This is a genomic window from Ferdinandcohnia salidurans (assembly GCF_042680725.1).
Classification (GTDB): Bacteria; Bacillota; Bacilli; order Bacillales; family Bacillaceae_L; genus Ferdinandcohnia; species Ferdinandcohnia salidurans.
In genome coordinates this window covers 339960-364439 of record NZ_JBHUEK010000018.1, presented here as the reverse complement: position 1 = coordinate 364439, position 24480 = coordinate 339960, and the positions used below count along the sequence as shown (strand labels likewise).

The 24480-nt window shown below is 38.3% G+C and carries 23 protein-coding genes; 5 read left to right on the top strand and 18 right to left on the bottom strand.

Annotation, left to right across the window (positions count from 1 at the left end; translation table 11 throughout):
• Positions 1-6: 6 nt before the first annotated feature.
• From ACFSFW_RS12810 to bcp, 8 genes are all read right to left on the bottom strand, one after another.
• Positions 7-2313 carry an ABC transporter permease gene (locus ACFSFW_RS12810; protein WP_388038846.1) on the bottom strand — a complete coding sequence of 769 codons (2307 nt, stop codon included), beginning with the start codon at positions 2311-2313 and terminating at the stop codon, positions 7-9.
• Between the two features lie 237 nt (positions 2314-2550).
• On the bottom strand, positions 2551-3765 hold the full coding sequence (locus tag ACFSFW_RS12805; protein WP_388038843.1) for a sensor histidine kinase: 1215 nt from the start codon (positions 3763-3765) through the stop codon (positions 2551-2553).
• 28 nt (positions 3766-3793) lie between these two features.
• A complete protein-coding gene (locus tag ACFSFW_RS12800) occupies positions 3794-4504 on the bottom strand; it encodes a response regulator transcription factor (RefSeq protein WP_388038840.1) in 711 nt (236 codons plus the stop codon).
• A 185-nt stretch (positions 4505-4689) separates the two neighbouring features.
• Entirely contained in the window at positions 4690-5712 is a 1023-nt protein-coding gene (locus ACFSFW_RS12795) for a siderophore ABC transporter substrate-binding protein (protein ID WP_388038837.1), read from the bottom strand.
• A 231-nt stretch (positions 5713-5943) separates the two neighbouring features.
• The gene (locus tag ACFSFW_RS12790; protein ID WP_388038834.1) at positions 5944-6711 is read right to left on the bottom strand and encodes an iron ABC transporter ATP-binding protein; all 768 of its coding nucleotides are present in this window, start codon (positions 6709-6711) and stop codon (positions 5944-5946) included.
• Complete coding sequence (locus tag ACFSFW_RS12785; protein ID WP_388038832.1) at positions 6711-7661, bottom strand: iron chelate uptake ABC transporter family permease subunit; 951 nt, start codon at positions 7659-7661, stop codon at positions 6711-6713. Before ACFSFW_RS12785 ends, ACFSFW_RS12790 begins: the two co-directional genes overlap by 1 nt.
• On the bottom strand, positions 7651-8604 hold the full coding sequence (locus ACFSFW_RS12780; RefSeq protein ID WP_388038830.1) for an ABC transporter permease: 954 nt from the start codon (positions 8602-8604) through the stop codon (positions 7651-7653). Before ACFSFW_RS12780 ends, ACFSFW_RS12785 begins: the two co-directional genes overlap by 11 nt.
• A 233-nt stretch (positions 8605-8837) precedes the next feature.
• On the bottom strand, positions 8838-9308 hold the full coding sequence (gene bcp / locus ACFSFW_RS12775) for a thioredoxin-dependent thiol peroxidase (protein WP_304217837.1): 471 nt from the start codon (positions 9306-9308) through the stop codon (positions 8838-8840).
• 142 nt (positions 9309-9450) lie between these two features.
• Here bcp and ACFSFW_RS12770 point away from each other — a divergent pair, with 142 nt between their 5' ends.
• A complete protein-coding gene (locus ACFSFW_RS12770; RefSeq protein WP_388038826.1) occupies positions 9451-10737 on the top strand; it encodes a glutamate-1-semialdehyde 2,1-aminomutase in 1287 nt (428 codons plus the stop codon).
• 292 nt (positions 10738-11029) lie between these two features.
• Positions 11030-12106 (top strand): FUSC family protein, encoded by a 1077-nt coding sequence (locus ACFSFW_RS12765; protein ID WP_388038823.1) that lies wholly within the window; start codon positions 11030-11032, stop codon positions 12104-12106.
• 30 nt (positions 12107-12136) lie between these two features.
• On the opposite strand, the gene nikC is transcribed toward ACFSFW_RS12765, so the two are convergent.
• The 9 genes from nikC to ACFSFW_RS12720 all read right to left on the bottom strand — a co-directional run bounded on the left by nikC (position 12137) and on the right by ACFSFW_RS12720 (position 21381).
• Complete coding sequence (nikC, locus tag ACFSFW_RS12760) at positions 12137-13027, bottom strand: nickel transporter permease (RefSeq protein WP_388038822.1); 891 nt, start codon at positions 13025-13027, stop codon at positions 12137-12139.
• A gap of 22 nt (positions 13028-13049) precedes the next feature.
• Entirely contained in the window at positions 13050-14054 is a 1005-nt protein-coding gene (locus tag ACFSFW_RS12755; RefSeq protein WP_388038819.1) for an ABC transporter permease, read from the bottom strand.
• 82 nt (positions 14055-14136) lie between these two features.
• Positions 14137-15792: an ABC transporter substrate-binding protein gene (locus ACFSFW_RS12750; RefSeq protein ID WP_388038897.1), complete on the bottom strand. Its 1656-nt coding sequence runs from the start codon at positions 15790-15792 to the stop codon at positions 14137-14139.
• Between the two features lie 24 nt (positions 15793-15816).
• A complete protein-coding gene (locus ACFSFW_RS12745; RefSeq protein ID WP_388038816.1) occupies positions 15817-16785 on the bottom strand; it encodes an ABC transporter ATP-binding protein in 969 nt (322 codons plus the stop codon).
• Complete coding sequence (locus ACFSFW_RS12740) at positions 16757-17773, bottom strand: ABC transporter ATP-binding protein (RefSeq protein WP_388038813.1); 1017 nt, start codon at positions 17771-17773, stop codon at positions 16757-16759. Before ACFSFW_RS12740 ends, ACFSFW_RS12745 begins: the two co-directional genes overlap by 29 nt.
• 213 nt (positions 17774-17986) lie before the next feature.
• Positions 17987-19738, bottom strand: coding sequence for an ABC transporter ATP-binding protein (locus ACFSFW_RS12735; protein WP_388038810.1), 1752 nt, complete (start codon positions 19736-19738; stop codon positions 17987-17989).
• 104 nt (positions 19739-19842) lie between these two features.
• Positions 19843-20373, bottom strand: coding sequence for a nucleoside tri-diphosphate phosphatase (gene ntdP, locus ACFSFW_RS12730; protein WP_099352806.1), 531 nt, complete (start codon positions 20371-20373; stop codon positions 19843-19845).
• Positions 20374-20598: 225 nt separating this feature from the next.
• Positions 20599-20853, bottom strand: a complete 255-nt coding sequence (locus ACFSFW_RS12725) for a YgaB family protein (protein ID WP_304217860.1) — start codon at positions 20851-20853, stop codon at positions 20599-20601.
• 351 nt (positions 20854-21204) lie between these two features.
• Positions 21205-21381, bottom strand: coding sequence for a gamma-type small acid-soluble spore protein (locus tag ACFSFW_RS12720; protein WP_099364786.1), 177 nt, complete (start codon positions 21379-21381; stop codon positions 21205-21207).
• A gap of 158 nt (positions 21382-21539) precedes the next feature.
• On the opposite strand from ACFSFW_RS12720, the gene yfhS reads away from it, so the two are divergent.
• Entirely contained in the window at positions 21540-21761 is a 222-nt protein-coding gene (yfhS, locus tag ACFSFW_RS12715; RefSeq protein WP_099352809.1) for a mother cell protein YfhS, read from the top strand.
• Between the two features lie 49 nt (positions 21762-21810).
• Here the strand turns inward: yfhS and mutY are convergent, their stop codons facing one another.
• The gene (gene mutY, locus ACFSFW_RS12710; RefSeq protein ID WP_388038805.1) at positions 21811-22890 is read right to left on the bottom strand and encodes an A/G-specific adenine glycosylase; all 1080 of its coding nucleotides are present in this window, start codon (positions 22888-22890) and stop codon (positions 21811-21813) included.
• A gap of 183 nt (positions 22891-23073) precedes the next feature.
• Here mutY and ACFSFW_RS12705 point away from each other — a divergent pair, with 183 nt between their 5' ends.
• Positions 23074-24057: a metal-dependent hydrolase gene (locus ACFSFW_RS12705; RefSeq protein WP_388038802.1), complete on the top strand. Its 984-nt coding sequence runs from the start codon at positions 23074-23076 to the stop codon at positions 24055-24057.
• Positions 24058-24247: 190 nt separating this feature from the next.
• Positions 24248-24406, top strand: coding sequence for a small, acid-soluble spore protein K (locus ACFSFW_RS12700; protein ID WP_010677476.1), 159 nt, complete (start codon positions 24248-24250; stop codon positions 24404-24406).
• Positions 24407-24480 lie beyond the last annotated feature (74 nt).

The following is a 24480-nucleotide window of genomic DNA, read 5'->3' as shown; positions in this document are numbered from 1 at the left end:
GTCCCCCTATTCCTTTATATGTTCAGAAATTTTTATTTGCCCCGCTCTCGATGTACCGATTATGGTTGCGATAAGTACAGTTAAAATCATCATTAGCGGACTAAGCAGATAGGCTATAAACGGATTAACCGTAAAATTAAATGTAGACGCTCCAAATGAAGAGACCAACATCCCCGCAATTGCTTCTCCAAGAGTATTCGCTAGAAGCGTACCGACAATAATTCCCATAATTAGAACGAAAACCGAGCGAGAAACATACTGAAACTTAATATCCGAGTTTGTAAAACCGAGCGCCTTTATTACGGCGATGGAATATCTATCCTTGGCTACTAGCATTTTCATGAACAACAGAGTAACCAGAACCGTAATAACGAGTGCAACTGCAACTGAGGCGAATGAAGCCATTTCAACAGAATTAATTGTCGATCCTAATGTTTGAGAAACAAATTCTTCAATGTCTGAGGTTTTTGCATCTTTAAATTTGTCTGAGTATGTAGAAACCATACTGTCAACAAGAGATTTATCCGAAAGTCCAACACAGACAATCGTCCACATTACATTCGCCACTTGGTCCGTAAATACACCCTTTGCTGTTTTACCTCCGTTAGTAACGTCAGAGTATACTCCGGTTACCTTGAGCTCTTTCTCCTTCCCTTCAATCAGTAGCGTAATAACATCGCCTACTTTTTTGCTCATCTCATCAGCGTTTATCGCTGAAAGAGCAATCTCGTCATCTCGCTCCGGTGCTCTGCCCACAGAATACTCAATAGGAAATGCCGAATGGTCACCAAGTTCAACTTTTATATTTTCCTCTGACCCGTCATTTTTCTTTACTTTGAAAGTCTTTGTTGTCAAAACAGCATACGTTGAAACTGCACTATCTCTCTCTATCATCTTCACAATTTCATTGGATTTATCAGGTGTACTGGTCTGAATGCGTAGATCATAGTCTCCAATCCCCATATACTGGATGAAATTTTTTGAGGAAATCGTGTTGTATAGATTCTGAGGAACAATAATGATAAAAGTCGAAATCACCAAAACTATTAGCATTGTGGCGTAAAGTCTTTTTCTGGCGAGAACATCCATCATGCCGAGAAAAACATTTGTGCTTATTAGTCTGTTTTTCATTAAGGAAAGACGCTTGCCACCAGCTTTCTTTACCTGAGAAGTACCAAAACGGATAGCTTCCGCAGCAGAAATTTTACTGAAGTGTCTCAAGACTAAATTTACATATGCCACAATTGCAAGAAATACTAGCAGGATCGCAATGATACCTAAAAATAGCGCAAACGAAGAATTTTCGCTTTCTCCCATGTACAACCGTATATTCTCAAGAAGCATGCCTTGGAACATAAGTGATAGGAAAAAGCCAATTAAACAACCAACACCAGCTAAACTCGCGTACTTCGCAAGATAAATCTTCTTTATGTCAGAAAGTCGTAGCCCTATTGCTTTCATAACACCAATTTCACGGTAGTCGTCCTCAATTTTTGCAAGTAGAGTAAAACGTATACTCATAAATGCGATTGCAACAACAAGGGCGCTTACAAGAAGAATAACAGCAATCATCATTCCGTCTGAAATGGCATTCATCGTTTTAAAAAGCGTGTATGTGACGGTTGGTCCGTTCGCTTCAAGTCCTGCGGAAGCATAGGCTGTTTCAAATTCACCTATCTTTGTGAAATCCTTTAACCGAAACTCAATTAGATACTCCATACTTCCAAGGTCTTTTATTTCCGTGAAATCATTTTTACTGACAAGAAATCGCTTTGAAGCAGACAATGACGAATTCATAGTTGAATCACGTAGAAATCCTGCCACGGTAAATTCTTTTCCACTTATCACGGCTTTGTCACCGACCTTAGTAGTGTTGTCCTTCATGTAGGCTACTGGAACATAAATCTCTCCGTCGGATACGGTGATAATATTGCCATTCATATCTAAAAGAAAATCGAATTTTTCGTTCTGTATGCTTAAACCATTATCCTGAACACTATTCGCTAGTGAATTTTCACCTAAAAAAATCTGCGATCCATCCATGCCAAGAAACTCAACTACTTGAAATTCGCCAACGTTTTTATTTTGCTCTGCAAAGGATATGAGTCCCTCAGTATCAATATCGCCGCTATGCATTTGCATAAAATGAGGAGTCTTCGCTTGTGTCATAAGCGTATCTAGTGCGTCAGAAAGATTAACAACAAGTATGGCTGCAAGTGATACAAGCATTGATGCTGCAGCAACAAATATCATGGTTGTAAATGTTATTGCTTTACTCTTTAATATGTCGTTGCGGATTATTCTAAAGTACATATGCCACCTCTGCTTCTTTTCTCATAATTTCCACCTCTCTGGACCGACTATCTGTTGAGACTATGTTAACAATCTACTATTAATAGTAAATTCGACATTTATTAATGTTTTGTAAAAGTTACGCGTTACTCTTTGTGATATAAAAACGAAGAAAGGACCAAGTCAACTATGCGACTTGGTCTACTAATTATGTTATATCACGCTTTGTGAACACACTAATTTTGGGAGCGAATTTTTTTATATAGGAAGTTCGATTATAAAGTTAGTTTTTCCTTTTTGTGGTGTTGTGTCTACTCGGATGTTTCCGTTATGTAGTTCGATGATTTTCTTTGTGATGGCAAGGCCGAGTCCTGAGCCTTCGTCGTTCATTCTGCTTTTATCGCCTCTTACGAAAGGATCGAATAATGTTCGGGCGATATCTTCACTGATGCCGATACCATCGTCACCTACTTCAATTACTATTTTTTTTTCATTCTTAGTTAATGTAAGAAAAACATTTGTATCCTCTGGGTTATATTTGTTAGTATTTTGAAGAAGATTCGACAACGCTCTGTTTAACAGTTTTTGGTCAAATGCGCACATTATTTTTTCATCTGGTATATCGATATCTAGCTCCATGTCCTTTTCCTCAAAAATATCATAATGCTCTGCAATAACTCCCCGGTAAAATTCACAAATATCCTTTTTCTCTTTTTGAATAGGAACATCAGGACTATCTAATTTTGAAAACATAAAAAGTTCATCGATTAATGACGTTACACGAATTGATTTCTCATAGATGTACCTTAAGTATTTCCTCGTTTGTTCCTCGTCTTCTACAAGTCCTTCATACAACACCTTGGAATACCCTTGAATCGTGGTGATTGGAGTTTTTAAATCATGTGAAATGTCAGCAAGCATTTGCTTTTTGCTCTCTTCTAATCTTGTTTTTTCTCGATTCTTTTGTTCAAGCTCTTCCGCAGTTCGTTTCAAGTTTTCGCTCATTTCCTTATACTTAATGGACCCTTTCATGATAAAGGGAAGGATGCTGCCACCAAATAAAGGCGGGCCTAAGTTAAGAATGGCGTAATATTCTCCTGAAAGGACAACTTGATAGACGAGGAACAGACCAAAAATTGTGAATAGGCCGCAAAGGACATAGAGCATTTGCAAAGGTAGACGAACCATCTGATACACAACAATGAATATCATATATATATACAATGGGTCATACGTAAAACCAAATAATAGAATGATTGACATCTGAATAAAAATAAGTGGAAGTGTTTGTTGGGAACTCCAATACACCTGTCGATATGCAAAAACAAAGACTGCAACTAGCAATAGACCAAGTAAAAGTTTCCCTTGTGATTCCTGAAATAAAAAATAAAGTGGGAAAACCAGGTTTGCAATGTATAAATACGGGATTACTCCTTCTTGTTCTGGAAAGATCCGATAGATCACTTTTTTCATTTATCTCTTCCTCATAGTTTCATATGTTCTATAATTGGCTCACAAATTTATAGCCAAGGCCTCTGATCGTTTTTATATAGTTTGGTTTTTTCGGATTTTCCTCGAGTTTTTCTCTAAGCTTTGATATATGAACGTTAATCGTGTTGTCTTCTTCTCCACCCATATAGTAGTCATTCCAGGCTCGTTCAAAGATTTGTTGTTTTGTATACACCCTACCAGGTGAACTCATTAATAACTCCAATATTCGATACTCAATTTTAGTAAGTGGAATTGTAGCGTCACCCTTCCTAGCAGAATAGGTGCTCTCATCCAAAACGATATCCCCCACCTTAATAAGCAGGCTTTCAGATTGGGGTGTCGACTCCTGCTTATAGCTATAGCTTCTTCTAAGCTGAGCCTGTACTCGAGCAATCACCTCTAATGGATTAAATGGCTTTGGAATGAAATCATCTGCGCCAAGCCCGAGACCAAGAATTTTATCATTATCCTCGTTCTTTGCAGAAATGATGATAATAGGGATGTGCAAATCTTGTCTTACTTTTTTTATCAGCTGATAGCCGTTAATATTGGGCATCATTAGGTCGACAAGCATTAAATCAATGCTTTCCCGCTCGATGATTTGAAGTGCTTCTCGCCCGTCAAAGGCTTCAAGAATTCTATAATTCTCTTTTTCTAAATAAAGACCTAGAAGCTCTACTATCTCTGGCTGGTCATCTACAATTAGTATGGTCCGATTCATCTGCATGCCCCTTTCTTCCATACAATTCCATTTTTAACTTCAGTATAACAAAATCTAGGGAATCTTGGTGTACTTTTTTAAGGAAGTTGCGCTTGTGGACATGTTGTACATTTGCCATCTCAATAAAAAAAGCCGCCCAGATCATCAGTTTTTCCACTGACTTTCTGGACAGCCTTGATTATAAATTATTTTAACTCAGCTAAAATTTCTTCGATTTTGGCAAGTTCAGATTGTAAACCGCCACCGCTTAGGTACCAAAGTACACCGTCTAAATACACAATTCGTTTGTTTTGATAAGCTTTCGTTTTCTGAATGATTTTGTTTTCCATATCTTTGTCGATATTAGATTGATCACCTACCGCTGCGGTACGGTCGATTACGAATAATACTTCCGGATCAAATTCAAGAATGGCTTCAAAGCCGAAGTTAGATCCGTGAGAAGATGCTGCGATATCATTTGTTACTGGCTTGAAACCATAGATATCATAAATATAACCAAAGCGAGAATTTTGTGCGAAACCAGATAATTTACCTTCATTGTACATTGTCACTAAAGAAGTTTCATAGTTGCCTGATAACGCCTTAACTTCCTCAATTGCAGAATCGATTTTTGCAATGTGCTCTTTTGCTTCATCTTCTTTATCAAACATCTTTGCTGCTACATCTACAGATGCTAAAAATGTGTTCCAGTAGTCGTCTTGTGAAGTTCCAACAAACACTACAGGTGCGATTTCGCTCAATTCCTCATAGTATGGAGATTGACGACCAGAAATGAAAATGGCATCTGGACCGATTTCAGCGATATCTTCAAGTAAGGGTTCTTTTAAAGTCCCAACATTCACATAATCGTCGCTCGCGTACTCTTCAAGGTTTTCTGGTAGGCTAGAATCTTGTGGAACCCCTACAACACCTTCAACACCAAGCGCATCTAGTGTATCTAGGAAACCATAATCAAATACAACAATCTTTTCTGGCATTGATTCAAATGTTACATCTTCAAAACTTACTGTACCCGCTTCTTCAGTGTCAGTTGAAGCAATTGTTGGAGAAATCGTCATTGGGTATTGACCTGTAGCTCCATTTGTTGCTTGTTCTCCTGCCACGTCTGTCTCATTTGTTTTTTCTTTTGTAGCCTCATCGTCATTGCCACAAGCTGTAAGTGCTACAGTTAGAGCTAATAAAGCACTTGCAAATTTCCATTTCTTCATTTTAATTCCTCTCCTTATTTAAACATTATGTAATTTTCTTACTAAAAATGAGAATCATTATCACTGATAACAATTCTCATTATAGATGCATATAAATCTTCCGTCAATACAAAATATATAAATTTTTATACATTTTATTGTAGTTTTATTTATTATCCCGCATTTACTTGCATTCATTCCCCGCATCACTCTCACTTTATAAAAAAACCCAGAGAATTGATTCTCTAGGTCTTATGCATGTGAATTGAAGTAAACACAGATCCGACAGCCGTTTTGCTCTTGGATTGGAATATCCATATCGTAAATTTCACGCAAGGCATCGGAATTAATGATTTCATGTGTAGGTCCATTTTTAACAAGCTTGCCATCTTTCAATGCTACGATTCGGTCTGAATATACAGATGCGAAATTGATATCATGCAAGACAATAACAACTGTTTTGCCAAGCTCATCGACAAGCTTACGTAAAATCTTCATAATTTGAACAGAGTGCTTCATATCAAGGTTATTCAATGGTTCATCAAGCAATACATAGTCTGTATCTTGAGCAATTACCATTGCAATAAAAGCACGTTGTCTTTGTCCACCTGATAATTCATCTAAAAATTTATCCTGGATATCGACTAAGTTCATATATTCGAGAGCTTGATGAATGAATTTTTCGTCTTCATCTGTAAGACGTCCCTTAGAATAAGGATATCGTCCAAACGCCACAAGCTCACGGATTGTTAACCGTACATTTAAATAATTCGATTGTTTCAAGATTGATACACGTTGTGCAAACTCAGAAGACTTCCACTTCTGCACATTATTTTTATCAAGCAAAACTTCCCCAGTATCGGCATCTAATAAGCGACTTACCATCGAAAGAAGCGTGGATTTACCAGCACCATTCGGCCCGATAAACGATGTAATCGTACCTGGTTCAATTGTTATGGTGACATCCTCGACAACTGGTTTCTTACCAAAATACTTGGACAATCCTTTGATTTCAATCATCATGCTGACCTACTTTCTTTTAATAGTAAGTAAATGAAGTAAATACCACCGACAAAGTTAATGATGACACTTAATGTCGTACGTAGTTCAAAAATATGCTCAACCAAGAATTGGCCACCTACCAGGGCAATAACACCCATTAAGCTTGCTCCTAATATTAAAATGGAGTGCTTATATGTGACTAAATATTGATATGCGAGGTTTGCCACGATTAAACCGAAAAACGTAATCGGGCCAACTAACGCAGTTGCCGTTGCAATTAACACAGATGATAGAATTAAAATATTCATGACCATCTTGTCATAATTCACACCTAGATTCATTGCATTTTCACGACCAAGAGACATGACATCTAATTTATCCATGATTAAATATCCATAAATAAAGGCAATTAATAAGATGCCAATCGCGATATATAACAGCTCTGCCTTCACATTTGTAAAAGTTGCAAATAAGCGATTTTGTAATGCTAAATATTCAACTGGGTCAATCATGACCTGTAAAAATGTCACGAGACTTCCTAAAAGTGTTCCAATTATCATTCCTATTAATAACAGTAGATAGATTGGATGTTTATCGGACTTGAATAGGAAACGATATAAAATGAGTGCAAACAGTACCATTGCAAATATTGCAGCACCAAAGTTTAAATACTTATTTAACACCCAAATCGACATGGAGCCCGCAAAGAAATAGATTAACGTTTGAACGACTTCATACATAGAGTCGAGTCCCATAACGGAAGGTGTTAGAATCCGATTTTGCGTGATTGTTTGGAAGACAACGGTTGAATACGCAATCGCAATTCCTGTAACAACCATTGCTGAAACACGAATCATTCGTTTAGGAAATGCGTAATCGAATCCACCTTTTAAATCATAAAATCCATATAATAAAATACAAACAATTGCGATGACGGCTAAGAGAATCAATTTCGTACTATTTCGCATATGCTCTCCCCCTAAACAACATAATTAAGAAGATCGCACTGCCGATTACTGCAACAGTTACATTGACTGGAATCTCGTAAGGGTGGACTATGATTCTACCTAAAATATCACAGATTAATAGAAACACAACTCCTAAAGCTGCTGTATGAGGAATCGTCTTTCGTAAATTATCCCCTAAATAAAGCGATACGATATTTGGTACGATTAATCCTAAAAATGGAATGACACCAACCGTTAGAACAACAGTTGTTGAAATAATCGCTACTAGGACAAGTCCGATATTTAAAACTACCTTATAGCTCAATCCTAGATTCTTCGCAAAATCCTCACCCATACCGGCAACGGTAAACTTATTAGCAAATACATATGCTAAAATTATAGTAGGAACTGCTATATATAAAAGCTCGTAACGTCCTGCAATAATTAATGTGAAGCTTCCCATTAACCAAGACGAAATGTTTTGAATAAGGTCTGCTTCGTATGCAAAGAACGTTGCGATTGATGATAAGATATTTCCATACATAATCCCGATTAACGGAACAAAAATCGCATCTTTAAATTTAATTTTATCTAGAATTTGCATGAAGATTAATGTACCTACTAAAGCAAATGCAAAACTAAAAATAATCTGTTGTGTGTAAGTTACATTTGTAAAGAATAGCATTGAAATTAAGATCCCAAGCTTTGCTGCATCTAATGTACCTGCAGTTGTGGGAGATACGAATTTATTTCTGCTTAAACTTTGCATTATTAAACCTGCAATACTCATTCCTGCTCCAGCTAGGATAATCGCCATCAAACGAGGAACACGACTTATTAAGAAGATCTGCGTCTCATCAGATTCCCAATCAAGTAAGTCCATCGGCGTAATATCAATAGCCCCAATAAATAGCGAAATGAAAGACAGGACAATGCCAATAATGATTAACATCCATAGTCTCATTTGTAAATCCTCATAACATGTGTATTCTTAGCTCGATAAATGAAAACGATTATCATTACTAATACTTTCATTATAAGTAAAGAAAATTGTAAAATCAACCTACAAATAGGGAAAACGGGTGGTTCGACATTCACCACCCGTAGTCTTTCAAAGTCTTGTTCTCACTAGAGTTCTGCCGATACCTTGATGCGAATTCCTATTTTACTTCCAGTTATTTCACAAAAACTTCACAATTATTTTAGATTCTCTTTGATATATGTAAGAGCTGCTTCCACATGGCCTTTAACTGAAACTTTCCGCCATTCTTTTACAAGATTGCCTTCTTTATCAATAACGAAGGTGGAACGCTCGATTCCCATGTATTCCTTGCCGAAGTTTTTCTTAAGCTTCCATACCCCATATTTTTCTGCTACTTCATGCTCTTCATCTACCAATAATAGAAACGGAAGATCGTATTTATCGATGAATTTTTTATGTCGCTCAAGGGAGTCAGTGCTCACACCTAGAATCACAGTATCAAGCCCACCAAAGCTTTCGTGTGCATCCCTAAAATCACAAGCCTCTGTCGTACATCCTGGTGTCATATCTTTTGGATAAAAATAAAGCAATACATTCTTCCCTTTAAAATCTGCTAATGAAACGGTTTCTCCGTTGCTCGCTGTTGCTGTAAATTCAGGCGCCTTTTGTCCAACTTCAATTGTCATTGTGATTACCTCCTGTTTTTTCCTATTAAGAATAGGTTACATAATTTATAGAAGATATACAAATATTCAGGACGTTATTTGTTTTATTGGTATTCGTGCTAAAATAGAATAGTTGATTTCAAAGCTAGGAGGAACGACATAAATGAATTTTTCAAAATCAGAAGAGTTATATAGTGAAGCATTGGAGCATATCGTTGGTGGTGTAAATAGTCCGTCACGTTCATATAAGGCAGTTGGCGGTGGCGCACCTGTGGCGATGGAACGTGCAAAGGGTGCTTACTTTTGGGATGTAGATGGTAATAAATACATAGATTATTTGGCTGCTTATGGACCAATTATTACAGGTCATGCTCATCCTCATATTACCGAAGCCATTACAAAAGCTGCTGAAACAGGTGTACTATATGGAACACCTACTCCAAATGAAGTAAAGTTTGCAAAAATGCTGAAGGAAGCTATTCCAGGGATGGATAAAGTTCGTTTTGTAAACTCAGGTACGGAAGCGGTTATGACGACGATTCGCGTGGCTCGTGCGTATACAAACAGAACAAAGATTATTAAATTTGCAGGCTGCTATCACGGACATTCTGACCTTGTGCTTGTAGCTGCTGGTTCTGGCCCTTCTACATTAGGAACTCCAGATTCTGCTGGTGTCCCAAAGAGCATTGCACAAGAGGTAATTACGGTTCCCTTCAATGATATCGAACCTTTTAAAGAAGCTCTTGCTAAATGGGGTTCGGAAATTGCCGGAGTACTTGTTGAGCCAATTGTAGGGAACTTTGGTATTGTCGAGCCGAAGGAAGGCTTTTTAGAACAAGTTCTTGAGCTTTCTCATGAAGCAGGTGCTCTCGTTATTTTTGATGAGGTCATTACAGCTTTCCGTTTTATGTATGGAGGCGCTCAGAATCTATTAGGCATTACACCAGATTTAACAGCGTTAGGAAAAATCATTGGTGGCGGACTTCCAATAGGCGCATATGGCGGTAAAAAAGAAATTATGGAACAGGTAGCTCCACTTGGCCCAGCCTATCAAGCAGGAACAATGGCTGGTAATCCAGCATCCATGCTTTCAGGAATCGCTTGTTTAGAAGTGCTTCAGGAAGAAGGATTGTATGAGAAATTAGATCGACTCGGTGCTATTCTTGAAGAGGGAATTTTACAGCATGCTTCTACCTACAATGTACCGATTACAATTAACCGTTTAAAAGGCGCATTGACGATTTTCTTTACGAATGAAAAGGTTGAAAACTATGAGCAGGCAGAAAACACAGACGGCGAAATGTTTGGTCGTTTCTTTAAATTAATGCTTAGCCAAGGTATCAATCTAGCCCCTTCAAAATATGAGGCATGGTTCTTAACGATTGCCCATACTGAAGAAGATATTAATGAGACACTAAAAGCAGTTGAATATGCGTTTAAGAATCTATAAGTTATTCTTTGGAAACCTGCCGTGGGGCAGGTTTTTTTGTGTTTTTTTCTAGTGACAGTATTTCAGTGATAGTGACAGTATTTTGTGGATTGTGACAGTATTTTTTCGATAGTGATAGTATTTCGTTCTTTTGAGATTAATTTTACAGTAATGACACTTAGTGCCCTCTATTACTAGGACATGTTTCTCTTGCTATAAGCATAAAATCATTGTATGATTCTATATTGGTTTAGATTATGAAGAAAAGGCTAATTATAAGAAAACAGCTTTTTTATAGAAAGGATTCGTATAAATGAAATTTGGTGCCCGCATGCTAAAAACGGGAATAGCCATTACCCTTGCGTTAATGTTAGCAAAGCTTCTTGAATTACCTTCGCCGGTATTTGCTGGGATTGCTGCTGTTTTTGCGATTCAACCTTCGATATACCGATCTTATTTAACGGTGATTGAACAAGTTCAGGCCAATGTGATCGGTGCGTTCTTTGCAGTTTTGTTTGGAATGTATTTTGGCAATAATGCATTTATCATTGGACTAACTGTTGTTCTTGTTATCGCGATTAACCTGAGGTTTAAGATGGAAAAGACGATCCCAGTCGCTATCGTAACGGTGATCGCGATTATGGAGAGTCCTAGTGAACAATTTATAGAGTTTGCAAGCCTACGCTTTCTTGCAATCTTATTGGGGATTTTGTCCGCATTTTTAGTCAATCTTGTTTTTCTCCCACCTAAATATGAGAAAAAACTATATGATGCCATTGTCGAGCAATGCGAAGAAATCTTTAAATGGGTGCGAGTTAGTACAAGACATGCTTCTGAATATAATACGTTAAAAGATGATATCGACAAAATTAAAGAAAACATCATCCAAATTGATCAGCTATTTCTTCTATATAAAGAGGAACGGAATTATTTTAAAAAGGTAGAATACGAAAAATCTAGAAAGCTTGTTTTGTTTCGACAAATGATCGTTTGTACAAACCGAGCATTAGACACACTTAAAAAGCTACACAGGCATGAAAATGAACTACAAGAATTGCCGATTCCGTTTCAGCAATTTTTTGTAAAAGAAATCGATGATCTCCTACATTTTCACGAGCAGATTTTATTAAAATTTGTTGGTAAGGTAAAGGTTCAGGCCCCTGAAGAGCTAAAGCAGGATTTTGCATTTGATCGAAAAAAGGTCATTGATACCTTGTTCGAACAACAACAGCGACCGAATGAAGAAGATGAGGAAGCATGGTATCACCTGATGACACTTGCATCTGCCATCTTTGAATACTCTGAGCAACTTGAAAGATTGGATACATTGGTAGATAGCTTTCAAAGTTTTCACAATGAAGTGATTGTGGAGGAAGCGAATAAAGCGTAAAAAAACAGCTAACGCGTGTTAGCTGTTTTTTTATTGTTTCATCTTCGGGTCTAATGCATCCCTCAACCCATCACCCATTAAGTTAAATCCAAGCACAGTCAGCATGATTGCAATCCCTGGAAAAATCATTGTCCACGGAGCCTGCGTTAAGTAATTCTTTGAATCAGCAAGCATTTTTCCCCATTCTGGATTTGGTGGCTGAGCTCCCATCCCTAGAAATCCGAGTGCTGCTGCTTCAATTATGGCTGTCGCAATCGCCAATGATGCCTGGACGATAATCGGCGCCATACTGTTCGGTAGAATATGGTGAAATAAAATTCTGCGGTCCTTCATCCCGACAGCCCGGGCAGCGGTTATATATTCCTCTTCCTTTACACTTAACACCCTCGATCGAATCAACCTTCCAAAGTTCGGTACATTGATGATCGCAATCGCAAGCAATGCATTTCGAAGTGACGGTCCAAGAATTGCAACAATGGCTAAAGCAAGCAAGATACTTGGGAAAGCTAGTAATATATCAAACATTCGACTAATCAGGTTATCTACCCAACGACCATAATATCCCGCTAGGATTCCAAGTAAACTTCCCACGATCGCAGAACCCATTACAGCAAAGAAGCCCACCCGTAATGAAATTCTTGCCCCATAAATGATTCTTGATAAGATATCCCTTCCAAAGTCATCTGTTCCGAGCCAGTGGTCACTGGAAGGCGGTTGAAGTCGATTTGCTAAATTTTTCTCATCAATTCCTTGAGGAGCAATGAGTGGTGCAAAAATGGCAAGAATGATAAAAAAGAAAACAATACAAGTTCCCACTATTGCTAATTTATTTTTACGAAAGCTTCTCCACGCTTCTTTCCATGGAGAAATAACACCATCATTATTTTTCATCGACATATCCGTTTGTGCTAACTCTGTCATCTAATCACCCCTTCCTTATTTTTCAGCGATATTTAATTCGCGGATCGATAACCGCATATAAAAGATCTACGATTAAATTGATAAAAACAAAGAAGGTCGCTACCACTAAAATACCTGACTGAATCACCGGGTAATCACGATAATTGATCGCTTCATAAATATATCTTCCAATTCCAGGCCAACCAAAAATCGTTTCTGTTAAGATTGCTCCCCCAAGCAATAAACCTGTTTGTAAACCGATCACCGTTAAAACTGGGATGACTGCATTTTTCAAGGAGTGCTTGTACACGACCCAAAACATCTTGACTCCCTTTGCACGTGCCGTTCTTACGTAGTCTGAACGCATTACCTCAAGCATGCTGGAGCGTGTAATACGTGCGATTATTGCCATTGGAATGGTTGCTAGCGCGACACTCGGTAAGATTAAATGCTTTAAGACCGTCACAAATTGATCAGTTCTCCCGTTAATTAGAGTATCTATTAAATAAAGACTGGTAATTGATTCAACTGGGTCACGTACATTTTCCCTGCCTGTGGTTGGTAATAAATCTAATTGAAGTGCAAATGCCCATTGCTCCATTAACCCTAACCAAAAAATTGGCATCGATACACCGATTAAAGCAAGGACCATCGCCGTGTAATCAAACCAAGAATTCTGAAACCAAGCGCTTATAATACCAGCGTTAACTCCTATTACAATTGCAATAATCATCGCAACAAGGGTTAACTCAATTGTTGCTGCTAGATAAGGCCAAATCTCATCACTTATAGCCGTCTTCGTCCGAATAGATTCACCTAAATCACCGGTAAAGAGGCCCTTGATATACTCGAAATATTGAATGTACAAAGGTTGATCCAGACCCAGTTTTGTTGTTAGCGCGGCAATGGCCTCCTCGGTAGCACGCTGGCCAAGGATGATCTGTGCTGGATTTCCTGGAATTAGGTGAATTATTGAAAAGACAACAAGCGTCATGCCAATTAACACTGGAATGACCATTCCAATTCGTCGTAACGTATATGCGAACAAGGTTATCACCTCTTTTGAAGGAAAAGTAGACGTCAAAGAGGAGAATAAATCTCCCCTTTGATCTGTCTCAATCATTCATCTTTTACTCAAATTCAACCTTTGTTAAAATGTCCGAACCTGTTGGATGTGGAAGTAGTCCTTTTAGGTTTTTCTTTCCTGCTAAGAGTGGTGTTGAGTGAACCAATGGTGCCCATGGAGAATCTTCATGGATAATTTCCTGAGCTTTTTTATACAATTCATTTCGTTGCTCTTGATCTGGAATGGTTTGGGCTTCAATTAAAATATCATGAAGCTCATCATTACTGTAATAAGAATAGTTGTTACTGCCGATGCTATCTTTATCTAACAACGTATAAATAAAGTTATCCGGGTCTCCATTGTCCCCTGTCCAACCTAACATGTAGGCATCAAATTCTCCTTTACTTGCTTGTTCCAAATACGTTCCCCAATCAACTGATTTAATTTCTGCCTTAACACCGATTTCAGCAAAGCTTGATTGTATAACCTCTGCAACTTTCATTCCATCAGGCATATATGGACGTGGAACAGGCATGGCCCAAAGCTCCATTTCAAACCCATCCGGATAACCTGCCTCAGTTAGTAATTCCTTCGCTTTTTCGAGATCATATGGATATGGTTCAATATCATCGTTATATCCTTCTAGTGCTGGTGGAAGTGGATTTTTAGCAGGCTCGGCAAGTCCTCCATAAAATGCTGCAATAATCCCTTCCTTATCAATCGCATGATTTAAGGCCTGACGAACGAGTTTATTATCAAAAGGTGGTCTATTCACTGTAAAACCTAAGTAACCAACATTCATCGAAGGTCGCTCAAATGTTTGTAAATCAGGATTTCCTTCAATTTGAGTTAAATCGGAAGGGTTTACGCCATCCATCAAATCAATTTCACCTGCAAGTAATGCATTAAGGCGAGCTGAATTTTCTGGGATTGATCTGAAAATAATTTTCTCTAATTTCGGATAGCCTTCCATCCAATAATCTGCGTTCTTTTCTAATGTAATTCTGTCATTTTCTTTCCATTCAACAAATTTAAATGGACCTGTACCTACTGGGTTTTTCATAAAATCCGCACCAAATTTCTCAAGTGCTGCAGGGCTTGCAATCCCAAATGGGGACATTGCAAGGTTCTTCAAGAAAGGAGCTTGCGGACGATTTAAAATGAACTTCACCGTAAAATCGTCTTCCGCCACGACTTCCTTGATCACATGACCTTCATCCCCTTTAAACCCTCCAAACATGGTGTAATAAGGGAATTGGTCAGCATCGCCATTCATCCAACGCTCAAAGTTCTTAACCACGGCATCTGCATTAAAATCCGTACCGTCATGGAATTTAACTCCTTCACGAAGCTTCAGTGTATATTCAAGTCCGTCTTCAGAAGGTGTCCACTCAGTTGCCAGACCCGGTTGTAAAGTTGTGTCTTGCTCTCCATAGTTTATTAAGGTTTCAAAGATATTCACCGTTACCTTAAAGGTTTCCCCCTCTGTGGTTGAAATTGGGTCTAGAGAAACGGAATCCCCACCACGACCAAACACAAGCTCTTTTTGCACTTCTGCAGTTGGTGTTTCTTCTGCTGGCTTTTCCCCCTCATTTTGATTTTCATTTCCTTCTTTACTTCCTCCACTACAGCCTACTAAAGCTGTCGATATAAGGAGCAGGAATAAAAGTGAGATTAGTACGCCTTTCCTCTTAAACAATGAAATTCCCCCTTGTAGCATTTTTTGTATCATGAATGCTGCGTGTCACTCGTAAAGATGACAAGCAACAAAATGACCCTCTTCCACTTCCTTAAACTCTGGGCGTGTCGTCTTACAAATATCCATGCAACTGTGGCATCTTGTGTGAAATGTACAACCTGCAGGTGGGTTGGATGGGCTCGGAATCTCCCCGGTGATCCCAACCGACTCATTTTTATAATCTGGGTCTGGAATTGGCACAGCTTCTAGCAAGCTTTTTGTATATGGATGTAGAGGTTTATTGTAAAGCTTCTCGCTATCAGTCAATTCTATGATTCTTCCTAAATACATCACGCCCACTCTATCACTTATATGCCGCACTACCCCTAAATCATGTGCAATAAATATGTAGGTGAGGTCATATTTCTTTTGCAAATCCTCCATGAGGTTTAATACCTGTGATTGAATCGACACATCGAGAGCGGAAACCGGCTCGTCTGCAATAATGAGGGAAGGATTCGTCATTAACGCCTTTGCAATACCAATACGCTGTCGCTGTCCTCCACTAAACTGGTGCGGATATCGTTTTGCATGATAACTACTTAATCCTACGACCTCTAGCATTTCTTGGACTCTACGTTTTCGTTCCTTTCTATCACCAATCCCGTGAACGATCAGAGGCTCCTCTAGTATTTTTTCGACAGTATGCCTCGGATTAAGGGAAGCGTATGGATCCTGAAAAATAATTTGCATATCACGTCTGAGTTTCCTCATCTCTGATAATGATAGATTAGTAACATCCTGATCATTAAATAGAACCTGACCTTCCGTTGGGTCTAAAAGCCGCAAGATAAGTCTTCCTGTTGTAGATTTTCCACACCCACTTTCTCCAACGATCCCTAGGGTTTCGCCCTTATTCACAAAAAAGGAAAGTCCATCAACAGCCTTTACATCTCCAATCTTTTTTCCAAACACTCCGCCCTTAATCGGGAAATACTTTTTTAAATTATGGACTTGTAGTAAAGGCTGTGTCATGATTGCTCTCCTCCTCTCGAGTTTGTAAAAAACAGCGAACACGATGACCCCTGTCATCCACCTTATAAAGCTCTGGACTTTCTGAGGAACATCGTTCAAATGCGAATTCACATCGCTCAGCAAAACGACATCCATGCTTGATTGAACCCGGCTTTGGTACATTTCCAGGAATTGAATAAAGGCGTTCATTCTTATTACGAATATCGGGAACTGATTTTAATAATCCTTTCGTATATGGATGTTTCGGATTTTTAAAAATAGAGGAGACTTCGCCTTCTTCCACAATCTTTCCGGCATACATGACAACCACTCGTTCACATATTTGCGCAACAACACCTAAATCATGTGTGATGAGCATAATGGCAGTATTCATCTCATCGTTCAATTCCTTCATCAACTTCAAGATCTGTGATTGAATCGTAACGTCTAAGGCAGTAGTTGGCTCATCGGCGATTAATAGTTTAGGGTTGCAAGCCATCGCCATTGCAATCATCACTCTTTGACGCATACCTCCAGATAATTGATGTGGATATTCATCCATTAACTCCTCTGCTCGCGGTAGACCGACACGTTTCATAATTTCAATTGCCTTTAAACGGGATTTCTTTTTATCCCATTTCATATGTATCTTTATCCCCTCTATCATTTGATTACCGATTGTAAATAGAGGATTTAGAGATGTCATGGGCTCCTGAAAAATCATCGCGATTTCATTTCCCCTGATTTGACGCATCTTTTTCTCAGAGTAATGGATGATATTTTCACCGTTAAAAATAATTTCACCACCGACAACTTTGCCAGGAGGATTTGGAACTAGTCCCATTATCGATAAGGATGTAACACTTTTTCCGCAACCGGATTCTCCAACTACCCCGAGAATTTCCCCTTCTTTTATATGAAAGTCAATGTTGTCAACTGCTGGTATTTCCCCTTCATCAGTAAAAAATGAGGTACGTAAACCTTTTACCTCAATTATTTTTTCCCCCATCTATCACACCTGCCTTTACAAGAAGTTTTATTAAAAAGGTGGACGAATTATTACAACATTGTAAAAAAAAGGCTTCGAGAAACGAAGGAATTTTCTCCAATGATTCGACACGATTTCCCTGGAAATAACAAAAAGATTTCATTTCAAGCAGAAACCCGTCGAATCTGACGATAAAAAAAGACACGGAAGATTATCCGTGTCCATTTGCTTTCCTTAATCATCAAGTTGTTGTACCTGGAATAGGTTGAAATAATGGCCTTTTTGGCTCATTAATTCGGCATGCGTTCCGACTTCTACGATTTCCCCATGCTCTATTAAGACAATTTTATCAGCATGTGTAATCGTTGATAATCGATGCGCAACGATAAAAGTAGTGCGACTTTTTGCTAGTTCTTCTAATGATTCCTGAATGAGGTGTTCACTTTCAAGATCTAATGCTGAAGTGGCTTCATCCCAGATTAATAATGGCGGATTTTTCAAAAATACGCGTGCAATTGCAATTCGTTGTTTTTGCCCACCAGACAGCTTAACGCCTCGTTCTCCTACTTTTGTATCATACCCTTGAGGGAGATTTTCGATGAATTCATGGGCATTTGCCGCTTTAGCTGCTTCCATAATTTCTTCATCAGTAGCTCCTGGCTTACCAAGAAGAATATTATGCTTAACTGATTCACTGAATAAAAAGGTGTCCTGATGGACCATACCAATTTTATCACGAAGACTTCTTACCTTATAAGAACGAATATCTGTGCCATCTAATAAGATTCTCCCTCGAGTTACATCGTAGAATCTTGGTATTAAGCTGACCAGTGTCGACTTTCCTCCACCACTCATTCCGACCAGAGCAACTGTTTCTCCACTTTGAATGTTTAAATTGATATCCTTTAAAACGACTTGATCGTTGTCATCATCGCCATATGAAAATGTGACATTTTCGAAGCTCATATTTCCGGATACATTTTTACATTCAACCGCATTCGGCCCGTCGACGATATCATATTTTTCATCGATAAATTCGAATACGCGATCCATCGAAGCAAGGGCTTGTGTTAATGTTGTTGATGAGTTTACAAGTCGTCTTAACGGGTTGTAGAGTCGATCAATATAAGCGACAAACGCAACCAACGTTCCCACTGTTAAATCACCTTGAATCACTTGATAGCCCGCATACCCGATTACAAGTAGTGGGGCGATATCCGTAATCGTATTAACGACAGCAAAGGTTTTTGCATTCCAGCTAGTATGGTCTAATGCCTTTTGTAGAAAATTGCTGTTTTGTTTATCAAAAAGCCTTTGTTCATGATCTTCAATTGCAAAACTTCGGATAACAGGAATCCCCTGTACACGTTCATGGAGATACCCTTGCACCTCTGCCAACGCCTGTGATCTTGATCTCGTAAGATGGCGCAGCCTGCCATAAAAATACTTAATTGAAAATCCATAGAGTGGAAATAAAATAATAGAAACGATCGTTAATGGAACATCTAATGTCAGCATAATTACAATTGCAATAAGAATTGTAAACAAATCAAGCCATAAATTCATTAACCCTGTAATGACAAATGTTTTCGTTTGCTCCACATCATGGATAACCCTAGATATGACTTCACCCGCTCGTGTATTGGCATAATACCTTAGACTTAGCTTTTGTATATGGTCAAAAAGCTGGTCACGGATATCATAGAGGATTTTACTACCGACCCATTGTGCATAATATTGACGATAATATTCAACAGGTGGCCGTAGTACAAGAAAAATAAATAACATGATTCCCATCGCGAGGAAAAGTTTCGATAGTTTTTCATCTTGGGCTAGATCTGTAGCGATGACATCATCCAATACATATTTCAGTAATAGTGGGGTGAGCATTGGAATCGAAAATTTGATGATCCCAATGATAATTGTGATAAAGATTTGAAACCGGTACGGCTTCACAAATTTCATATAACGTCTAGTACTCCCCAATCCCCTGACCTTCCTTCTAGTTGTTGTACAATCTTTTACCCGAGAAAAATCGAGTTAAAATTTGAAAACCTGTTGTTCATTTCAACAGGTTTTGGTAAGAATGTTTAGCTTCGATAGGTTAAATAGCGCTCATACCAGATATCGATAAAATCTGGTGCGAATGGACCTTTACGTCCACGAATCCATTGGATAAGCTTGTCCACATTATTTTTTAATATCTTATCGATGACATCAGGATAATTCATTTCACGACGATGCTTTTCATACTCATCCTCATCTAATAAGATAAATGTCATATCTGGAAATACCTTTATATCCAAGTCATAATCGATATATTTCAATGCTTCATCATCAGAAATAAACGGTGAACTGATATTACAATAATAATAAACCCCATCCTCACGTATCATTCCGATAATATTAAACCAATGGCGCGCATGAAAGTAACATATAGCCGGTTCACGTGTAATCCAAGTCCGGCCGTCGGACTCTGTCACAGTAGTGCGGTCATTCCCGCCAATAACTATGCTTTGCGTACCTTTAAGCACTCTTGTTTCTTCCCAAACACGGTGAATATGGCCATTATGCTTATAACTATGGATTTGTATTTTGTCTCCTTCCATGGGAATACCCATTCTCTCTCCCTACTTTCACTTTGGGCAGCTTTGTCTTATACATCTCTAGATCTTCCAAAAATTTGATATAGATTTTGTATTTTATTCGATAGGTTTAATGCCGAACTCCCATATCGAATGTATAAAAACAAAGAAAAACCTTTTTTTACTATTATAACGGTTAGTCCGATTTTTTAAAACAAAAGAGCCATCGTTATTTTTCGATGACTCTTTTACGCAACATATTTAGACAGTTTGATGGATTTTGCCTTGATAGGATCGAATAACTTCTTCAGTTTGTTGCTGGAATAAGTCATGGATTTGCGTTAGCTCATCTTGCATACGTTTTATCTCTTCTTGTATCGGCTGGAGTTCAGTTTCTTTTTGAAGTTCTAAAATTTGCTTTTCTAGTTCCTGGCATCTTTCAATTTCAGATTGAATGAAAAGTAGCTTGTCCATTGTTTTTAACTGTTCACTAACAAGGTCATTAAAATTGCTCATCATGTGATCCTCCTAATTGTCTATGAACTATTATTATTGTTATAACCTATTATTTCTGGAAATAGACTCAATTTCCTTTGTCTATGTATGTAGTTATATAGGAGGTTTTGTCAAACTAACTAAGAATGACGTTTGCTAGCGGTTTATTGATTGGTTTAGGATATCATCCAGGTTTATGAAGGACTTTACGCAGAGACCTTTGCTCCGGCCAGGACTTCATCCTGCTTATGAAGGACTCTACGCGAGGACTGTTGCATCGGTCGGGACTTCATCCAACTCAAAAAAAAAGGAAAACACTTCCCGACGAATACAGGAAGTGTTTTGGGTAAAGCAGTAAGTATGTTGTTTATATTAGCCTTGGCCTTTGTTAGACTGAGACTGTTGGTTTTGACGTCTTACTTCTTGAGCGTTTGTTTCGCTAGCAAACTCAGTACCGAATTGACCACCAGCACCTTGAGATTGAGCGTTTTGTTGTCTAACTTGTTCTACGTTAGTTCCAGCTGAAGTTTTGTTTGGTTGTTTAGCCATTTGTAATCACCTCCACGACAATTAATTTGTCCTAGAAGGGAATTTAATATCCATAAAAATTTTTATTAAAAAATAGGATAATTTTACATGCTTTGGATAATCTTATTAATTGAACATAGTGAAACTAATATCATGTTCAAAAAGGAGGGTAATTGAAGATGTATGCTGGTCGAGACATGACTCATTTATCAATGATCCCAAAAAATGAATGGAAGGAAAGCGAGCTTGCTTTTTTCCACCATTCCTTTCAACAAATTGTCCCTTATTTAAATGCTGAGGGCCAATCCCTTCACCGTGAAATTGTCCAGGAAATTGAAGCTAGGGGCGGTTTCCATCGTAACAATGAATATACAAGTGATATAAAATTGTCGTATGATTGATTTTTAGGTAAAGATAGAGTGGGTCAAGGGACCTGTCCCCTTGACCCATTTATTTGGTGAGGTAGCTTTTTAATATTTTTTGATGGGAAACCGGGAAGGTGTACTCTTCCATTTCCTTTAAGCTAACCAGTTTCAAGTTGTCGGTTTCATTTATAGTGCCCTCTATTTTCCCTTCAAAAACGGTTATGTTCCAAATCAAATGAGAAAACACATGCTGGATGGTTGTGAATGCTTGTCCAATTTTTGCTTTTACTTGATACTCATTTGTCAAAAAATCTCCGAGCTGTTCTTTTGGTGCCTGTACGTCTAGAATGGTTTCATTGTTTGGAAATTCCCATAAATTTGCTAAAAGTCCTTTTTCAGGTCGTTTATGGATTAAGAATTTACCATCCTCATTCTGAAGCACAACTGCCGCCATAGAAACAGCCGTTGGTGCCTTTTTCTTACTCTTTACCGGTAGTTCTTTTTGAACACCCTCCGCAAAAGCTCTACAGTGTTCACATACAGGACATAATAGGCAGGCTGGGTTTCCTGGAACACAAATGAGTGCACCTAATTCCATTAAAGCTTGATTAAAAGCAGATGGATTTTCTTTTGAGATAATTTCTCTGACAATGTCCTCAAACAGCTGGCGCGTTTTGGGCTTAGCGATGTCATCCCACACCGATAAAATCCTCGAAAGCACTCGCATCACATTTCCATCCACCGCAGGCTCAGGGATTCCATACGCAATACTAAGGATTGCCCCTGTTGTATATGGGCCAACACCTTTTAAATTCGAGATTTCCTTAACTGTATTTGGAACCTTGCCACCATATTCTTGTGCCACTTCCTTAACAGCTGCATGAAGGTTTCGAACGCGTGAATAATACCCTAAGCCTTCCCATGCTTTAAGAACTTTCTCTTCCTCTGCTTCAGCAAGAGCTTCGATTGTCGGAAACTTAGAAACGAAATTCTCAAAGTACGGAATGACAGTATCTACTCTTGTTTGCTGGAGCATAATTTCCGAAACCCAAACTTTATACGGATCTTGATCCTGCCTCCATGGAAGGTCTCTTTGTTCTTCTTCAAACCATTCAATTAAATTTTTTTGAAATCCATTTATCGAAAAATTTTCTAAAAGTTTCATTTATCCATACCATTCCCTCTCTCAAGGTGATAAAATTAAAATAATTTACCTACATTTTCTCTTGAAATCCTATCTCAATATCCAAAGAAATTAGTGTTCCATTCAATTTTTATCAAACATCTTTTTAAATTGAGATTGTTGGTTACATTAAACTTAGGAACATTTGAAAAAGGAGGTCCCATTTTGGATACAGGAACACATGTCGTTATGGGTTTTGCTTTAGGTGGCATTGCCACACTTGACCCAAATGTTACGATTAACCCGGCTACCACTCAAGCTGTGATCTTTGGTACGCTAATTGGGTCCCAGGCACCAGACCTTGATACTATCCTTAAATTGCGAAACAATGCTAATTATATAAAAAATCACCGAGGAATTACACATTCCATACCAGCCGTTTTACTTTGGCCAATTTTGATAACTGGCGCTCTTTTATTCTTTTTCCCTGAAGCGAATCTGTTACATCTTTGGATGTGGACCTTTATCGGTGTCATTCTCCATGTATTTGTCGATATTTTTAACGCATATGGAACACAAGCATTAAGACCTTTTTCTCATAAATGGGTAGCATTAGGTGTTATCAACACATTTGACCCTTTTATCTTCGTCATTCACCTAGTAGGAATTATTGTGTGGAAGCTTGGACTGCATCCTGGGGTTACTTTCTTCTCCATTTATGCGATCCTTCTGGTTTATTATATCATTCGATTTCGAATGCGGAATAATGTTGAAGCAGCGGTTCGTGCTAAAATCAATGACGAAATCACGGAGGTCATTATTTCTCCAACCTATCGATTTAGTCAATGGCATATTGCCGTCATAACAGAAAAGTATTTCTATGTCGCTCGCTCCGTAAATAATGAACTTATTTTACACGATCAATTTGCAAAGCGTCCAATTCCTGATACACCTGTTATCAATGCTGCGCAAAAGGACAAGAACTTAGCAGCGTTCCTTCACTTTTCACCCGTTTATCGCTGGGAAGTTGATGAGTATGATGATTACTATGAAGTTCGCTTTATTGACTTAAGGTACCGTAGCAAGGGACATTATCCATTTGTTGCCGTTGTACAGTTGGATCTTGATTTAAATATAATAACATCCTATACTGGCTGGATTTTCAGTGAAGAAAAGCTCCGTAAGAAACTTGAGCTCATTCCTAGTTAGACCATTTTCCCCATAACAAGGTTTGTTATGGGGATTATTACTTCCAATTACTTGATTAGGATTACCATAAATTCACGTTCTCCATTTTACATCATAAGGGGCCAAGAACTCCATACTAGTAATACGTGTTTAAAGGAGAGAAATCCCTTTTGGCACGATGTCCAATTTTGCTTCTATAGGAGGTATTCGCATGCGGAACAAAAAACGAGGATTCCCAAACCAGAATCGTAATAAGTTTCAGGGTGAGCCTAGAGCAAAGGCAGAATACGCTTCAACAAGAGCAGATGGTTCCATTAACACACATCCACAGGAGCGAATGAAGGCTTCAAGTGAACGACACGATTTTTAACTTAGGTATTATTAAGACCAAAGACTAATGTCTGCGTCTTTGTGACCCACATCACGTGGGCCTAAAAAATCGAA

Coding starts and splice junctions, on each gene's coding strand:
- ACFSFW_RS12700 (WP_010677476.1), top strand. CDS start 24,248: ATGCGGAACAAAAAACGAGGATTCCCAAACCAGAATCGTAATAAGTTT.
- ACFSFW_RS12745 (WP_388038816.1), bottom strand. CDS start 16,785: ATGACACAGCCTTTACTACAAGTCCATAATTTAAAAAAGTATTTCCCG.
- ACFSFW_RS12765 (WP_388038823.1), top strand. CDS start 11,030: ATGAAATTTGGTGCCCGCATGCTAAAAACGGGAATAGCCATTACCCTT.
- ACFSFW_RS12725 (WP_304217860.1), bottom strand. CDS start 20,853: ATGAGCAATTTTAATGACCTTGTTAGTGAACAGTTAAAAACAATGGAC.
- nikC (WP_388038822.1), bottom strand. CDS start 13,027: ATGACAGAGTTAGCACAAACGGATATGTCGATGAAAAATAATGATGGT.
- ACFSFW_RS12805 (WP_388038843.1), bottom strand. CDS start 3,765: ATGAAAAAAGTGATCTATCGGATCTTTCCAGAACAAGAAGGAGTAATC.
- bcp (WP_304217837.1), bottom strand. CDS start 9,308: ATGACAATTGAAGTTGGACAAAAGGCGCCTGAATTTACAGCAACAGCG.
- ACFSFW_RS12810 (WP_388038846.1), bottom strand. CDS start 2,313: ATGTACTTTAGAATAATCCGCAACGACATATTAAAGAGTAAAGCAATA.
- ACFSFW_RS12780 (WP_388038830.1), bottom strand. CDS start 8,604: ATGAGACTATGGATGTTAATCATTATTGGCATTGTCCTGTCTTTCATT.
- ntdP (WP_099352806.1), bottom strand. CDS start 20,373: ATGGGTATTCCCATGGAAGGAGACAAAATACAAATCCATAGTTATAAG.
- ACFSFW_RS12720 (WP_099364786.1), bottom strand. CDS start 21,381: ATGGCTAAACAACCAAACAAAACTTCAGCTGGAACTAACGTAGAACAA.
- ACFSFW_RS12770 (WP_388038826.1), top strand. CDS start 9,451: ATGAATTTTTCAAAATCAGAAGAGTTATATAGTGAAGCATTGGAGCAT.
- ACFSFW_RS12795 (WP_388038837.1), bottom strand. CDS start 5,712: ATGAAGAAATGGAAATTTGCAAGTGCTTTATTAGCTCTAACTGTAGCA.
- yfhS (WP_099352809.1), top strand. CDS start 21,540: ATGTATGCTGGTCGAGACATGACTCATTTATCAATGATCCCAAAAAAT.
- mutY (WP_388038805.1), bottom strand. CDS start 22,890: ATGAAACTTTTAGAAAATTTTTCGATAAATGGATTTCAAAAAAATTTA.
- ACFSFW_RS12785 (WP_388038832.1), bottom strand. CDS start 7,661: ATGCGAAATAGTACGAAATTGATTCTCTTAGCCGTCATCGCAATTGTT.
- ACFSFW_RS12740 (WP_388038813.1), bottom strand. CDS start 17,773: ATGGGGGAAAAAATAATTGAGGTAAAAGGTTTACGTACCTCATTTTTT.
- ACFSFW_RS12750 (WP_388038897.1), bottom strand. CDS start 15,792: ATGCTACAAGGGGGAATTTCATTGTTTAAGAGGAAAGGCGTACTAATC.
- ACFSFW_RS12790 (WP_388038834.1), bottom strand. CDS start 6,711: ATGATTGAAATCAAAGGATTGTCCAAGTATTTTGGTAAGAAACCAGTT.
- ACFSFW_RS12800 (WP_388038840.1), bottom strand. CDS start 4,504: ATGAATCGGACCATACTAATTGTAGATGACCAGCCAGAGATAGTAGAG.